Annotated in this window: 10 protein-coding genes; 4 read left to right on the top strand and 6 right to left on the bottom strand. The window is 61.9% G+C overall.

Going from position 1 to position 13,409, the window contains the following annotated elements:
* Nucleotides 1-83: 83 nt before the first annotated feature.
* Nucleotides 84-1,019 (bottom strand): class I SAM-dependent methyltransferase, encoded by a 936-nt coding sequence (locus tag ACSAMW_RS03670; RefSeq protein WP_500592719.1) that lies wholly within the window; start codon nt 1,017-1,019, stop codon nt 84-86.
* Between the two features lie 137 nt (nt 1,020-1,156).
* Between ACSAMW_RS03670 and ACSAMW_RS03665 the strand changes: the two genes are divergently transcribed.
* The 4 genes from ACSAMW_RS03665 to ACSAMW_RS03650 all read left to right on the top strand — a co-directional run bounded on the left by ACSAMW_RS03665 (nt 1,157) and on the right by ACSAMW_RS03650 (nt 7,317).
* A complete protein-coding gene (locus tag ACSAMW_RS03665) occupies nt 1,157-2,953 on the top strand; it encodes a thiamine pyrophosphate-requiring protein (protein WP_500592717.1) in 1,797 nt (598 codons plus the stop codon).
* A 125-nt stretch (nt 2,954-3,078) separates the two neighbouring features.
* Nucleotides 3,079-3,783 (top strand): FadR/GntR family transcriptional regulator, encoded by a 705-nt coding sequence (locus ACSAMW_RS03660; RefSeq protein ID WP_500592716.1) that lies wholly within the window; start codon nt 3,079-3,081, stop codon nt 3,781-3,783.
* Between the two features lie 149 nt (nt 3,784-3,932).
* Nucleotides 3,933-6,731 (top strand): sensor domain-containing phosphodiesterase, encoded by a 2,799-nt coding sequence (locus tag ACSAMW_RS03655; protein ID WP_500592715.1) that lies wholly within the window; start codon nt 3,933-3,935, stop codon nt 6,729-6,731.
* A gap of 55 nt (nt 6,732-6,786) precedes the next feature.
* Nucleotides 6,787-7,317: a sterol desaturase family protein gene (locus tag ACSAMW_RS03650; RefSeq protein ID WP_500592714.1), complete on the top strand. Its 531-nt coding sequence runs from the start codon at nt 6,787-6,789 to the stop codon at nt 7,315-7,317.
* Here the strand turns inward: ACSAMW_RS03650 and ACSAMW_RS03645 are convergent.
* The 5 genes from ACSAMW_RS03645 to fni are packed head-to-tail and all read right to left on the bottom strand — an operon-like array spanning nt 7,271 to nt 13,164.
* A complete protein-coding gene (locus ACSAMW_RS03645; protein WP_500592713.1) occupies nt 7,271-8,194 on the bottom strand; it encodes a phytoene/squalene synthase family protein in 924 nt (307 codons plus the stop codon). The two genes, ACSAMW_RS03650 and ACSAMW_RS03645, sit on opposite strands and share 47 nt — an antisense overlap.
* Nucleotides 8,191-9,681 (bottom strand): phytoene desaturase, encoded by a 1,491-nt coding sequence (locus ACSAMW_RS03640; RefSeq protein WP_500592712.1) that lies wholly within the window; start codon nt 9,679-9,681, stop codon nt 8,191-8,193. The genes ACSAMW_RS03645 and ACSAMW_RS03640 overlap by 4 nt, the downstream gene beginning before the upstream one ends.
* Nucleotides 9,678-10,847, bottom strand: a complete 1,170-nt coding sequence (gene crtY, locus ACSAMW_RS03635; protein ID WP_500592711.1) for a lycopene beta-cyclase CrtY — start codon at nt 10,845-10,847, stop codon at nt 9,678-9,680. The genes ACSAMW_RS03640 and crtY overlap by 4 nt, the downstream gene beginning before the upstream one ends.
* The gene (locus ACSAMW_RS03630) at nt 10,844-12,124 is read right to left on the bottom strand and encodes a glycosyltransferase (RefSeq protein ID WP_500592710.1); all 1,281 of its coding nucleotides are present in this window, start codon (nt 12,122-12,124) and stop codon (nt 10,844-10,846) included. The genes crtY and ACSAMW_RS03630 overlap by 4 nt, the downstream gene beginning before the upstream one ends.
* On the bottom strand, nt 12,121-13,164 hold the full coding sequence (gene fni / locus ACSAMW_RS03625) for a type 2 isopentenyl-diphosphate Delta-isomerase (protein ID WP_500592709.1): 1,044 nt from the start codon (nt 13,162-13,164) through the stop codon (nt 12,121-12,123). The genes ACSAMW_RS03630 and fni overlap by 4 nt, the downstream gene beginning before the upstream one ends.
* Nucleotides 13,165-13,409 lie beyond the last annotated feature (245 nt).

Genomic DNA, 13,409 nt, shown 5'->3' with positions numbered 1-13,409 from the left:
TCATAAGGCAGGCAGGTGGGCAAGTTGCTGATGCCCTGCTTATCGGCTTAAGGCGAAAAAAATGAAGGCCAGGCGCTGCTCGGCTAACGGCTGAACACCAGTACCTTCAAGCCCGCCTCGGGGTCACGTTCTGGAAATTGCGCAGGGTTGGCCAAGCGCTCCACAAAACGAAGCTCAGGGGCATGCTCAGCCATGGCCTGCCGCAGAAACGCCGTGGGCAGGGCAGGGTCGTTCAGGCAGGCGAGCACCTTGCCCCCGGCATTCAACAGGCCTGGCAGCTTGCGCAGCACCTTGGGGTAGTCTCGGGCAAGAATAAAGCTGCCACGCTGGAAGGAAGGCGGGTCTGCGATGATCAAGTCATAGGGGCCTTGGCGGCTGACCTTTCCCCAGGACTTGAACAGGTCGTGGGCCAGAAAGCTGACCTTGGCCAGGTCCTGGCCATTGGCACGGTGATTCTCTCGGCCACGGGCCAGCGCCGGGCTGGACATGTCAAGGTTGACCACAGCGCTGGCACCACCTGCCAGGGCCGCTACCGAGAAGGCGCAGGTGTAGGCGAACAGGTTCAGCACACGCTTGCCAGCGGCTTGCTCTCGCACCCAGCGGTGGCCTTCGCTCATGTCCAGAAAGAAGCCGCTGTTCTGCGCGCGCCCCGGCTCGATCCCGTACGCTAGGCCCTGCTCATGGATACGCAATGGCCCTTGGGCACTACCGGCGAGCCACAGGCTCGGGCTGCCTTCCAGGTAACGCTCTTGCAGCAGTAGCCCAGTGGCGCCGCATGCTGCCCACTCGGGGCCTTGAATAACGGCCTGCAACAAGGCAATCAACTGCGCCCGCCCATCACCTTCCAGTGACTTGAACACAGTGACCTGGATGACGCCTTCCAACCAGTCCACCGTTACTTGCTCCAGGCCGGGCCAGCACCGGCCGCGGCCATGGAGCACGCGCCGCGCTTCGGCAGGGGGCGCTGCCAGCGCGTCCAATAGGGCCTTGTGCAAGTGGGCGAGGGCAGTGGCATGCATAGTAAACGGGGCTCGGCAGTGGCGAAGGGGCGGGGAGTGTAGCGGACACAGCCTCGGTTTTCGGAAAAAAATGGAACCCCCAGGCGCCGGGCCGCAGTCTAGACGTGACACGTACCCGTTGGCTGAGAGGCGAAGGCATGAGCAGCATAACCGTTGGCGACTTCCTGATTGAGCGGCTGTACCAGTGGGGTGTTCGCCGGATATTTGGCTACCCCGGCGACGGCATCAATGGCGTGTTCGGTGCCCTGGCCCGCGCACAGGGCAAGATTGAGTTCGTGCAGGCCCGTCATGAAGAAATGGCGGCCTTTATGGCCAGCGCACACGCCAAGTTCACAGGCGAGCTGGGCGTATGCATTGCGACCTCTGGGCCGGGGGCCAGCCATTTGCTGACAGGCCTCTACGATGCGCGCCTGGACCACATGCCCGTGCTGGCCATTGTGGGGCAGCAGGCACGCACCGCCCTCGGTGGCCACTATCAACAGGAGCTGGACCTGGTGTCCCTGTTCAAGGACGTGGCCGGTGCGTTCGTGAACCAGGCCAGCGCACCGTCCCAAGTACGGCACCTCTTGGACCGTGCGGTACGTACTGCAGTGGGCGAGCGGCAGGTTACGGCACTGATCCTGCCCAACGACCTCCAAGAAGAAGCCTACAGCGAACCTGCCCGTGCCCATGGCACTGTCCACTCAGGAATAGGGTTCAGCAAGCCCAAGGTGGTGCCTTACGAACAGGACCTGCAGCGTGCGGCGGACGTACTTAACAGTGGCGAGCGGGTGGCCATTCTGGTGGGGGCGGGCGCACTGGGCGCTGCAGATGAAGTGGTTCAGGTGGCGCAGCAACTGGGTGCAGGCGTGGCCAAGGCGTTGCTGGGCAAGGCCGTGCTGCCCGATGATCTGCCGTGGGTGACAGGCTCGATCGGGCTACTGGGGACAGAGCCGAGCTACAAGCTCATGACCGAATGCGACACCTTGCTAATGATTGGCTCCGGCTTCCCCTATTCGGAATACCTGCCCGAAGAAGGCAAGGCCCGAGGGGTACAGATCGACCTGGCGCCCGACATGCTCAGCTTGCGATACCCCATGGAGGTGAACCTGACCGGCGATGCTGCAGAAACCCTTTCAGCGCTGCTGCCCCTGCTCTTGGACAAAGACCGCAGTGCATGGCGCAAGCGGGTAGAAGGTTGGCGCGAAAGCTGGGAAAAAACCCTCGCCAAGCGAGCGCTGGTGACCGCCAACCCTATCAACCCGCAGCGTGTAGTGTACGAACTGTCACCGCAGTTGCCAGATGAGGCAATCATCACTTGCGATTCAGGTTCATGCGCCAATTGGTTCGCCCGCGACCTGAAAATCCGCAAAGGCATGCAGTGTTCGCTCTCTGGCGGGCTGGCGTCCATGGGCGCCGCTGTGCCCTACGCCATAGCCGCGAAGTTTGCCTGGCCTGACCGCCCAGTGATCGCCTTGGTGGGTGACGGCGCCATGCAAATGAACAACATGGCCGAGTTGATCACCGTGGCTAAATACTGGCGCCAATGGGGCAATGGCCGCTGGGTGTGCGCGGTGTTCAACAACGAAGACCTGAACCAAGTGACCTGGGAGCAGCGTGTGATGGAAGGCGACCCCAAGTTCGAAGCCTCCCAATCCATACCAGACGTGCCTTACCACCGGTTTGCCGAGGCCATCGGCCTCAAGGGCATTTTCGTGGACAGCGACGATAAGGTGGCAGGGGCATGGGAGCAGGCGCTGGCCAGCGAGGTGCCTGTGGTCATCGAGTTCAAGACGGACCCTGACGTGCCACCTCTACCGCCTCATATCAAGTTGGAGCAAGCGAAGAAGTTCGCAACGGCCCTGCTCAAAGGCGATCCCGATGAGGCGGGCATTCTGGTGCAGACCGCTCGGCAAGTGCTCGGGGCGGTGTTGCCTGGGCATAAAAAGGATTAATAGAGAACGATGGCAATGTACAGGCCTTCTGTGCATTGCCATTTAGCCACTTTGCTCGGCATTCCTATATGCTAGTGCCACTTTTTCGGCAAAGACAGAACGCCTTGGCAACTGAACCCTCTGCTATGCCCGGCCTGCTTGGCCGGCCCCGCAACCTCGCTCAAGCCCTGGTGGACGACTTTTCCCGACGAATAGGTGAGGGGGTTCTAAAGCCTGGCGACAAGCTCCCCAGTGAAGTGGAGCTGATGGAAGCTGGCGGGGTCAGCCGTTCGGTGGTGCGTGAAGCGCTGTCCCGGTTACAAGTGGCCGGCCTGGTAGAAACCCGTCGGGGCATTGGCACCTTTGTGCTCAATGCCCTGGGCAGCGCCACCCCACGCCTGGACCCCTCTACAGTGGTCACCCTCCAGGACGTTATCGCTATTCTGGATGTGCGAATGAGCTTTGAAGTGGAAGCCGCTGGCCTAGCAGCGCTCCGGCGCACCGACGGGCAGTTGGCAGACATGGCTCAGGCATTGGAGCGCTTCGAACGCGCGAGCGACACCGGTAGTTCGCTGGTGTCGGATTTTCAATTTCACCTGCAGATCGCAAATGCCACCAATAACCGCTATTTTGTCGAAATAGTGACGCATTTCGGTACCAGTATGTTTCCTCGTGCGCGCCTTAACACCGTGGCGATTGCGCGTCTAGACCGCCAGCAGGCCCACAGCCGCTTGGTCGGCGAGCATGAACATATTTACAACGCCATTGCCCGCCAGGATTTCGAAGCCTCGCGCGCGGCCATGCGGGTGCACTTGGCCAATAGCCGGGCCCGGGTGATCAAGTCGTATTGAGGCGTGGCGTACCGGCTGCTGCCATCCAATGGTCAGGGCCCTTGCCCTTAAGACGATCATTGCCTGAAACTATTTGAAGCAAAGTGGTGGCCCGGTGCTATAAGCTACGGGCGCGGTGAACAGGATCCGTGTTTTAGCTTGGAGCATGCATGAGTTCGCAGGAGTCGACGTTGCCCAGCCTTGCCCGGTTATTGGCCGGAGCACGTGAAGAAATTCCTGACCCGGCGTGGGCGTTCTACCGCGCCGGCGAGCATTTGCAGCTTACCGGGCAAAGCGAGGCGGCCATCGATTGGCCTCCGACCCTGGACGAACAGGGGCTTGATGAGTATTGCCAGCAGGCAAAACTGCGCCGCTGGCCCACTGGCCGGGGCGAGAACGTATTGGGTTGGCTGCTGGCGGCGGACGATGGCACCGAGGCTTCGCCTTGCGCGGACCTGGCCATGCGCCTTGGGTTACGGCTGCAAAGCGATGCCTTGATTCGTGCCCAGCATACCCAGCGGGTGCTGTACAACATCACCAACCTGGCCAGTTCCATTCATGACCGCGCCACCTTCATGGTCGGTGTACACCGTCAGCTGGCCGACCTGATCGATGCCGAAAATTTCTACCTGGCCCTGTATGACCAGCGTTCGGGCCAGGTTACCTACCCGTACTATGTGGACACGACCGACATCGAGGCGGTAGAGGCCGACGCCAATGAATACCTGGACCCTGACCGCCTGTCATTGACCGGTGCCGTGCTCACCTCGGGCCAGCCCATGCTTATCGATGCCGCTGGCATCGCCCGGGCCAGCGCCGAGCACCGGTTCTACTGCGTTGGCCACCGCCCCGAATTCTGGATGGGAGCGCCCCTCAAGAACGCCTCTGACCAAGTGTTTGGCATGATAGCTATGCAGGTCTACGACGTGGACCGTGTATACAGCCAGGAAGACCGGGCACTGTTCCTGGTGGTGGCGCGCCACGTGGCCATGGCCCTTGACCGTATCCTGCACCGGGCCCACCTGGAGCGGACAGTGGCCGAGCGCACCCGCGAGCTGTCTCAGCTCAACGATGCCCTGCGCCAGCAGGTTTCGGAGCGGGAGCGGGCAGAGCACCTTCAAAACGCCCTGTTCCAGATCGCCGAGCTGTCCAGCCAGCAAGGGGACATGGCAGAGCTGTTTTCAAGGTTGCACGCCATCGTGGGTGAGCTGTTGTATGCCCGAAACTTCTACATAGCGCTCTACGACGTTGCACAGGGAGAGGTCACGTTTCCCTATTACATCGACGAAGTGCTGAGCAACCGCCCGCCACCCCGTCAGGGGCGCCGCGGCCTGACCGAATATGTCATCCGCCAGCGCCGCCCTTGCCTGATCGACTTCGATGACACCAGCCGCCTGACTGAGGCTGGCGAGATCGCGAGCAGCAATGAACCTGTACGTTCCCAGTCCTGGCTGGGCATTCCCCTGTTCGATGACGATCAGGTACGGGGCGTGCTGGTGGTGCAAAGTTACATTCCCCAGATTCGCTACACGTTGCGCGACCAGGAACTGCTCACCTTCGTGTCGCGCCACATCGATACCGCGCTAACTCGGCGCAGCGCCGCTGAAGCCGTGCACGCCGCCAACCTCAAGCTGGAGGCCAGGGTACAGGACCGTACCCGTGAGCTGGACCAGGCCAACGCACAGCTGCACCACGAAAATACCCATGACGCCCTCACTGGCCTGCCTAACCGCAGCCATTTGCAGGAACGCCTGGGCCAGGCCTGGAATGAGTTTCGTGACCAGGGCCGTCAACTGGTGGTCATGTTCTTGGACCTGGACCGTTTCAAACTGATCAATGACAGCCGTGGCCACCACTTTGGCGACCATTTGCTGATGGAAGCGGCAGCCCGCCTGCGTAGCTGCCTGCGAGACACCGACCTGCTGGCCAGGCTGGGCGGTGACGAGTTTGCAGTGCTGGCACCCGACGCCCCGGTGGACACGGCTGTAAGCATTGCGGAATGTATTCTGGCTGCCTTTGACCGTCCGTTTCATATCGACGGGCAGGCAGTGTTTTCTAGTTGCAGTATCGGCATTGTGAGCGCCGACGAGCAGTTTCACCAAAAGCCTGCCGATTTGCTGCGTGACGCTGACACGGCTATGTACCGGGTCAAGAATGCTGGGAGGGACAGCTACGCGGTCTTCAACCAGGAGCTACGCCGGGAATTTTCCGATCAGGTGGCGCGGGAAGGCGCTTTGCGTAATGCAATGAAGGTCAATGATGAGCTGGTGCCTTATTTCCAGCCCATCGTAGATGTTGCCACCGGCCAGCTCGTGGCGCTGGAGGCATTGATTCGGTGGCAACAGCCAGACGGCAAAGTGCTGGCGCCTGGGGCCTTTCTTCCTGCGTTGGAAGGCCTTCGGCTCATCGGCCGGTTGGACTTGTACATGCTGCGATGTGTGGCGTCCATCCTGGCCCGACCCGAGAACGGCCATTGGCCACCGGTGCATGTGAACTGCTCCAGCTACAGCATTACACGCCCGGAGTTCGCCGAAGAAGTGCTTGAGCTACTGGAGACGTTTGGCGTCAGCCCCCGGCGTATTTGCCTGGAGCTGACCGAAGGGGCACTGGTGGCGGAGCCCGAGCTGGCCCGCCAAAGCATGCAGAAGTTGTCCGACCAAGGCATGTCTGTGGTGCTGGACGACTTCGGCGCAGGCTTTTCCTCGCTGAGTTACGTCCATCAGTTTCGCTTCACCGGCCTTAAGATCGACAAATCCTTTATCCTCGAACTCACCAGCAGCAGCCGTAGCCGTGCGATCGTAAGGGCCATTGTGCGTATGGCCGAATCCCTGGGACTGTCTGTAGTCGCCGAAGGGGTCGAAGACGCCGAGGCGCTGACGCTGCTGCGGGAGATGGGTACAGGCCAGGCCCAGGGTTACCATTTCGCTCGGCCCATGGCCGTGGAAGCCTTGCAACAGGGCTGGTTGTAACGGGTGGGAACCTGCACGCCAGCACGCTGCCCAAGGCCTGTGGAGGAGTAAGCAGATGGTCGAGACACTGATAGTGCTGGTTACCGTAGTGGCAATGGAGGTGTTCTCCGTGTATGCCCACAAGTACATCATGCACGGCTGGGGATGGGGCTGGCACCGGTCCCACCATGAGCCGCGGACCGGTTGGTTCGAGCGCAATGACCTGTATGCCATCGTATTTGCCGGGCTGGCGATCGTGCTGATCGCGCTGGGCACCCGTGGCCTATGGCCTTTGCAATGGATAGGCGCCGGCATGACCGCGTATGGCGCCTTGTATTTCATCGCCCACGACGGCCTCGTTCACCGCCGCTGGCCTTTGCGCTACCTGCCACGCAAGGGCTATTTCAAGCGCCTGTACCAGGCGCACCGGCTTCACCACGCCGTGGGTAGCAAGGACGGATGTGTATCCTTTGGCTTCCTGTATGCGCCACCGGTGGCAGTACTTAAGCAGCAGTTGAAGCGCGCAAGGCCAGGTGCGACCGGCGGCAAGCCTCCTTTGGCTACACAAAGCGCGCCAGGTGCTCAGGGCGAGGCGGATGCTCAGTAACCCGCGCCCTGCCTGCCACGTAGGCCGCCTTGCCTAACAACACCACTTTTTCGGCTGTATGGGTCCCTTGGCGCCGGTCCCAGGCCGCAGCACCAGCGGCACGTACTTTCAAGCCAATGGCCCGGTACACTTCCAGCGCAGTCGCCACCGCCCAGGCGCTGCGAGGCGGCAAGGCTCCAATGCCGGCAATGGCTGAGGCATAGTAGGGCTCTGCAGCGTCTACCAGGCGCTTGGCAAGTACGGCCAGGGCAGGGCGGTGGGCAGGCGCGGCCAGTGTGTCAGCGCACAGGTTCATTTCCCTGAGCCACTGTGCCGGCAGGTAGCACCGCCCCACACGTGCGTCTTCGACGAGGTCCCGGGCAATATTGGTCAACTGGAAGGCCAGGCCCAGGTCGCAGGCACGGGCCAGCGTCGCGGGCGCGGTCACGCCCATCACTTGAGCCATCATCAGGCCTACTACCCCGGCCACGTGGTAGCAGTATTCCAAGGTATCGTCCAGGGTTTCATAACGGCGGCCTGCCACGTCCATGGCAAAGCCCTCCAAATGAGCAAACGCATGGCGCTGTTCTATGCCATGGGCCTGGGCCACGGCCTGGAACGCTGCAAAAGCAGGGTCGCTCATGGGCTCGCCGCGGTAGGCGGCGGCGGTGGCGTCTTTAAGACCTTCGAGCCTGGCCAGGGCTTCGGCCGCAGACGGCGCATGGCCATTGTGTCCCAGTGCCTGGCCATCGATCACATCGTCACAGTGCCGGCACCAGGTGTACAACAGCAATGCACTGCGTTGGGTGGCTGGGTCAAACAACCTGGACGCCGCCGCAAAGCTTTTGGACCCCTGCTTCATGGTAGTGCTGGCATGGTCCAGCAATGCTTGGTTCATGAACGCAGGTCCTCTAGCATCAAACGCGCCGTGGCTTTAGCCGAACCGATCACCCCCGGTACGCCCGCCCCTGGGTGTGTACCCGCCCCGACCAGGTACAGGTTGGGAATCTCCGCATCGCGGTTGTGCGGGCGGAACCATGCACTTTGACGAAGCAGGGGTTCCAGGGAGAAGGCCGAGCCCAGGTGCGCGCCTAATTCATCGCGAAAATCTTCTGGGGTAAACATCCGGCTGGTGACCAGGTGGCTGCGCAGGCCCGGCAGGTAGCGCGCTTCCAGGTAGTCGAAAATGCGCTCGCGCAGTCGCGGGCCTTCCACTTGCCAATCCAGAGGCGCATTACCCAAGTGAGGTACGGGCGCCAACACGTAATGGGCGCTGCAGCCAGGCGGGGCGAGGGAGGGGTCTGTTACGCACGGTGCGTGTAGGTAGAGGGAAAAGTCATCGGCCAGTTGCTTGCCGTGGAAGATCTCCTGGATGAGTGCTTGGTAACGTGCGCCAAAGCAAACCGTATGATGCGCCTGGCCTGGCTCCAGCGTGTTCAGGCCAAAATAGAGCACAAACAGTGAGTTGCTGGCCCGCTTTCCTTCCAACGTCCTGCCATGGCGCCTACCGCGAGGATGCCCAGCCAGCAGGTCTTTGTAGGTGTTCACTACATCGGCATTGGACGCCAGTGCAACAGCAGGGATCTGGCGGCCATCGGCCAGGCGCACACCGCTTACCCGCCCGTCACGGGTTTCGATCTCGCTCACCTTGGCGTTGAGTTCCAACTGCCCACCAAGGTCCTTGAACAAGCGGACCATGGCCTGTACCAGCGCGCCGGTGCCGCCCTTTGGAAACCACACGCCCCATTCTCGCTCCAGTGCGTGAATAAGCGTGTAGATGGAGGACGCTGCGAACGGGTTGCCGCCCACCAGCAGTGCATGAAACGAAAACGCCTGGCGCAGGCGTTCGTCCTGAATGAATTTCGACACCATGCTGTACACGCTTCGCCAAGCCTGAAGCTTGGCCAAGGCCGGGCCTGCACGAAGCATGTCTCTGAAGGATAGGAACGGCACGGTGCCAAGCTTGAGGTAACCCTCTTCGAACACCGCCCGTGAATAGTCCAGAAAACGCCGGTAGCCAGCCACGTCAGCAGGGTTGAAGCGATGAATCTGCTGCTCCAAGGCTACCTGATCGTTGGCATAGTTGAAGCGACTGCCGTCCTCCCAGCACAGGCGATAGAAGGGCGTGACGGGGAGCAGCTCCACATAATCGGCCATGCGCTTGCCACTGAGGGTAAACAGTTCTTCGATGGCCGTGGGGTCGGTGATCACCGTGGGCCCCGCATCGAACACAAAGCCTTGGTCTTCGTAGACGTAAGCGCGCCCACCGGGTTTGTCCCGTGCTTCGAGTAGCAGGGTCTGCTGCCCAGCGGCTTGAAGGCGGATGGCCAGGGCCAGGCCACCAAAGCCGGCACCTGTTACCACGGTCACTGGAGTGTCTGTCATCGGTTTTCCTGTACGGAGGGAGCATTAGCAAGCATGGCTTTGACAGCGGGTATCAGTGGGACGGGAGGCTTGCCCATCAGTAGGCGCGCTTTGTCCGTAGCCCGCAGTTGGCCGGCATAGAAGCGTTGGATCAGGCCAGGCGCCAAGCGGTGGAAGCGCTCCAGTACCCGCCAGCGGTCTTCAGGCCTGCCGGCAAGGAAAAGCATACGATTGAGCAGCCGCAAAAAACGCTGGCGCTGCCAGAGGGTACGCCGATAGCGATAGAGCAGGGGTTGAAGGTTGTCTGCGCCAATGTCAGGTACTGCTGCCAGCCATTCAGCCAGGCGCACGGCCTCAGGCAATGAGTAGCCGGTAACCGGGTGGAACAGGCCAGCGCGCAGGCCACTCCGGGCTACGCCATGCCCTTGGCCGTAGAAGGCATCGAAATGGCCACCTAGCGTGATAGGCAGGCGACCTTGTTCCTCTCGGACCACCTGGGTCACTGTCCACCCCTGTTGGCGCGCGTACACCTCGATGCGTTGGCGCAACAGGGCGGGGTTCACGTTGCCGCTGTCACTGTAGTAGGTGTCTTCGATCAGCAGGCGGTCTTCAGCCAGCGGCAGTACATACACGAATCGGTAGCCGTCGTGCTGGGGGACCGTGGCATCCATCACAATGGGCCGTGTGAGGCCATGTGGCGCAGCCAATAGCACTTCCTGGCCCAGGAAACTCTGATAGCCCAGCCACAGGTGGTCGCTAGGGGCCAGGCCCCGGCCGTCGAACACGGCGCGGGCATACAGGGTTTCGCCCGTCTCCAGTTGTACCGTATCAGGGGTCAGCCGCCTGACAACGGCGCCCGTGATGAGCTGACGCCCCAGGCCCTGTGTCAGAACCTGGGCAAACTTATTCCCACTGACGGTGCAGTAGTGGCCCTCGAACGCCCGTTGAAGGGCCGGGAATCTTACTTCGTACCCTGGCCAGCTATGGCTGACCAAGGGTTCGACCCACTGCCACTGATGCGTGCTCAGGTCGCTTTTGTGAAAGGACCAGGTATGGTTCACGCCAAGTGCTGGCGCCTGCTCGATCACCAGTACATTCAGGTCAGGGCGCACTTGGCGCAGCCGCCAGGCCAGCAGGCCATTGGCAAGCCCGGCACCGACCAGGATAAGGTCCCATGTGGGCTTCATGGCGTTGCCTCGCTATACACGGGGCGGCGGCCTGTCACCGCGCGCTCGATAAGGGTGGCTGCACGCGCGGCCCCACCGGCCGCCTGACGTTGGGCCTCTAGCACCGCAAGGGCGCCTTGATAACGGGAGACGTCCAGCACAGTGGTAAGCCGACGGGCCAGGACCTGCCAAGGGCTACGGTGCCACGCCTGCACGCCCACGCCCGCATGTTGCACACGGGCGGCAACGCCAGGCTGGTCGAAGGCAATGGGCAGCGCAAGAATAGGTGTGCCTGCAGCAATAGCGTCCATCACGGTATTGAGCCCGCCGTGGCTGATCACGGCGGTGGCCTGGCGCAGCACGGCGGGCTGGTCAGCGAAGTCGGTCACCCAGGTGGCACCCAGATATTGAAGGCGTTGAGCCTGGCTGTGTGTCAACCCGCCGCAGTGGGCGACCAGCAGTTGTACATCTAGCGCCCTGCAGGCCTTGGTAATGCGCTTGAACAGGCCATACCGATCCCCTTGCAGCGTTCCGAGCGAGGCAAACACGAAGGGCTGGCCAGGGTCTATAGGCCAACGAGGGGCTTCGGTGCCGTGATCGGATGAACGCAATGGGCCTACGTGGTGGAAACACGCGGGTAACGCTTTACGGGGGAATTCCAGGCCAGGTAGCGTCTGGCTCACCTGCACGAGGCCTGACAGGCACTCGTGAAGGCCTTCCCGTGACGGTAGGCCGAAGGCCTTCGCTTTGGCTGCTACTACACGCCTATGGGGGGCCATCAGGGCGTCGTAGACCCGCGTGGAGGTGTCGTACATCGTGCGCGTGCGCGGGTCTTCGCCCCACTTGAAGGGCATCACGGCCAAGGGCACCCCAAGTTCCCTGTTAACGGGCAGGGCACAGGCTACAGATACGAAAGGCAGGCCAAGCGCCTCGGCCACCAGCCCACCGGCGGCCTCCATCTGGTCACAGATCAGTGCGTCTATGCCCAGTGCCGTAATCGCTTCAGGCAACTCGTCACAGAGCATGGCTGTGCTCGCAGCCAGGTCACGGATCACGCGGTGTATGGAGAGCCCCGAAGGCCGGGCGGCATGGTGCAACGTTTTGGCCAGGCTGCCCAAGGGGTGGGTGGTCAAGCCCAAGGGGTGAAACCCGATGGTGCTGTCGTGGATAAGCGCGCCCGCTTCGGCCTGCTGAAAAAAGGTCACCTGATGCCCACGTTGGATCAGCGAGGCCGCGAGGGCTTGCATGGCCTGAAAATGGCTGAACAAAGGCGGCGCGATCACGCCAAAGTGGCTCACAGAAACGCGACCTCCCGTACCAGGTGCGCCTGGCGTAGCTGTGCCAGGTTGGCTGAGCCGGTACAGAAGCAGGCAATCTGCAACTGGCGAAGGGCGACCTCGAAGTGTTCGATAACCGCTGCTGGAGACTGGGTCGCGGCCTCCAGTACGGCCGCTGCCTGGCCTACGATGTCAGCGCCCAAGGCAATGGCCTTGGCCATGTCTACACCGTTGCTGATACCACCTGACGCAATGAGCGGCATGTGAGGCAGGCGCTGGCGTACTGCCTGCAACGCCTCAGCCGTAGGAACGCCCCAGTTGCTGAACGCAGCCGCTATGGCCCGTTGCGCTGGCGTCTTTGCGCGCTCGGCTTCTACCGCCGCCCAGTGGGTTCCGCCAAGGCCAGCAATATCCAGGCACGCGGCCCCGGCTTGGGCCAATTGGCTGGCCACGGCTGCGCTCAGCCCACTGCCTACTTCCTTGATAACCAAAGGCACCTCCAGCTGCACTGCGGCCTGTGCAATGGCATCGACCGTACCGCGCCAGTCCGTGTCGCCGCCTGGCTGTACAGCCTCTTGGAGCGGGTTGAGGTGGATGATCAAACCATCAGCCTCGATCATGTCCACGGCCCGCCGGGCTAGGTCCAGGCCTTGAGGTGTTCGAAGTTGCGCGCCGCCCAGGTTGCCCAGTAGCACAATGTCAGGCGCACGCTGGCGAAGTGCGCGGGTGAGCCCATGGTCGAAGCCTGTTTGCAAGGCGACCCGTTGGGAGCCCACGGCCATGGCAACGCCCAAATGCTGGGCAGCTTCGGCCAGGTTCAGGTTGATGTCCTGGGCGCGGGCTGCGCCACCTGTCATCGAGCTGATCAACACCGGCGCCTTCAGTGGCTTGCCCAGGAAGGTAGTGCCTAGGTCGATAGCCTCCAGGTCCAGCTCAGGGAGGGCGCAGTGCTCGAAGCGCCATTGTGCGAAACCGGTACGCCCCTGGCTGATGGCACGGGTGGGGTCGAGCACAATTTCCAGGTGGTCGTTCTTTCGGTCTAGCAAATCGCCAGGGTTCATCGCGGCTCCGGGAGCGTTCCAGGTTTTCCACTGTCAGTTATGCAGGGTCAGCTATTTTGTAGAAGGTTGGTATAGTGTCCGCGCGCTGTTAAGGCAGCGGCCGACAGAATGCGTTCCCCCCAGGATGCAGTAACCTTGAAATTTTTGTGGTCGATACTCGGCTTGCGCAAGGCCCGACAGGGTAGCGCGCCAGATCTACATCAGGGCATGTACATCACCGCCTTGCCTATAACATAGCTGCTACA

Source organism: Pseudomonas sp. AB39(2026), from assembly GCF_059831485.1.
The sequence above is the reverse complement of the archived record's forward strand: the minus strand, read 5'-3'. Positions and strand labels throughout refer to the sequence as shown.

Coding starts and splice junctions, on each gene's coding strand:
- ACSAMW_RS03670 (WP_500592719.1), bottom strand. CDS start 1,019: ATGCATGCCACTGCCCTCGCCCACTTGCACAAGGCCCTATTGGACGCG.
- ACSAMW_RS03645 (WP_500592713.1), bottom strand. CDS start 8,194: ATGAACCAAGCATTGCTGGACCATGCCAGCACTACCATGAAGCAGGGG.
- crtY (WP_500592711.1), bottom strand. CDS start 10,847: ATGAAGCCCACATGGGACCTTATCCTGGTCGGTGCCGGGCTTGCCAAT.
- ACSAMW_RS03660 (WP_500592716.1), top strand. CDS start 3,079: ATGCCCGGCCTGCTTGGCCGGCCCCGCAACCTCGCTCAAGCCCTGGTG.
- fni (WP_500592709.1), bottom strand. CDS start 13,164: ATGAACCCTGGCGATTTGCTAGACCGAAAGAACGACCACCTGGAAATT.
- ACSAMW_RS03655 (WP_500592715.1), top strand. CDS start 3,933: ATGAGTTCGCAGGAGTCGACGTTGCCCAGCCTTGCCCGGTTATTGGCC.
- ACSAMW_RS03665 (WP_500592717.1), top strand. CDS start 1,157: ATGAGCAGCATAACCGTTGGCGACTTCCTGATTGAGCGGCTGTACCAG.
- ACSAMW_RS03650 (WP_500592714.1), top strand. CDS start 6,787: ATGGTCGAGACACTGATAGTGCTGGTTACCGTAGTGGCAATGGAGGTG.
- ACSAMW_RS03640 (WP_500592712.1), bottom strand. CDS start 9,681: ATGACAGACACTCCAGTGACCGTGGTAACAGGTGCCGGCTTTGGTGGC.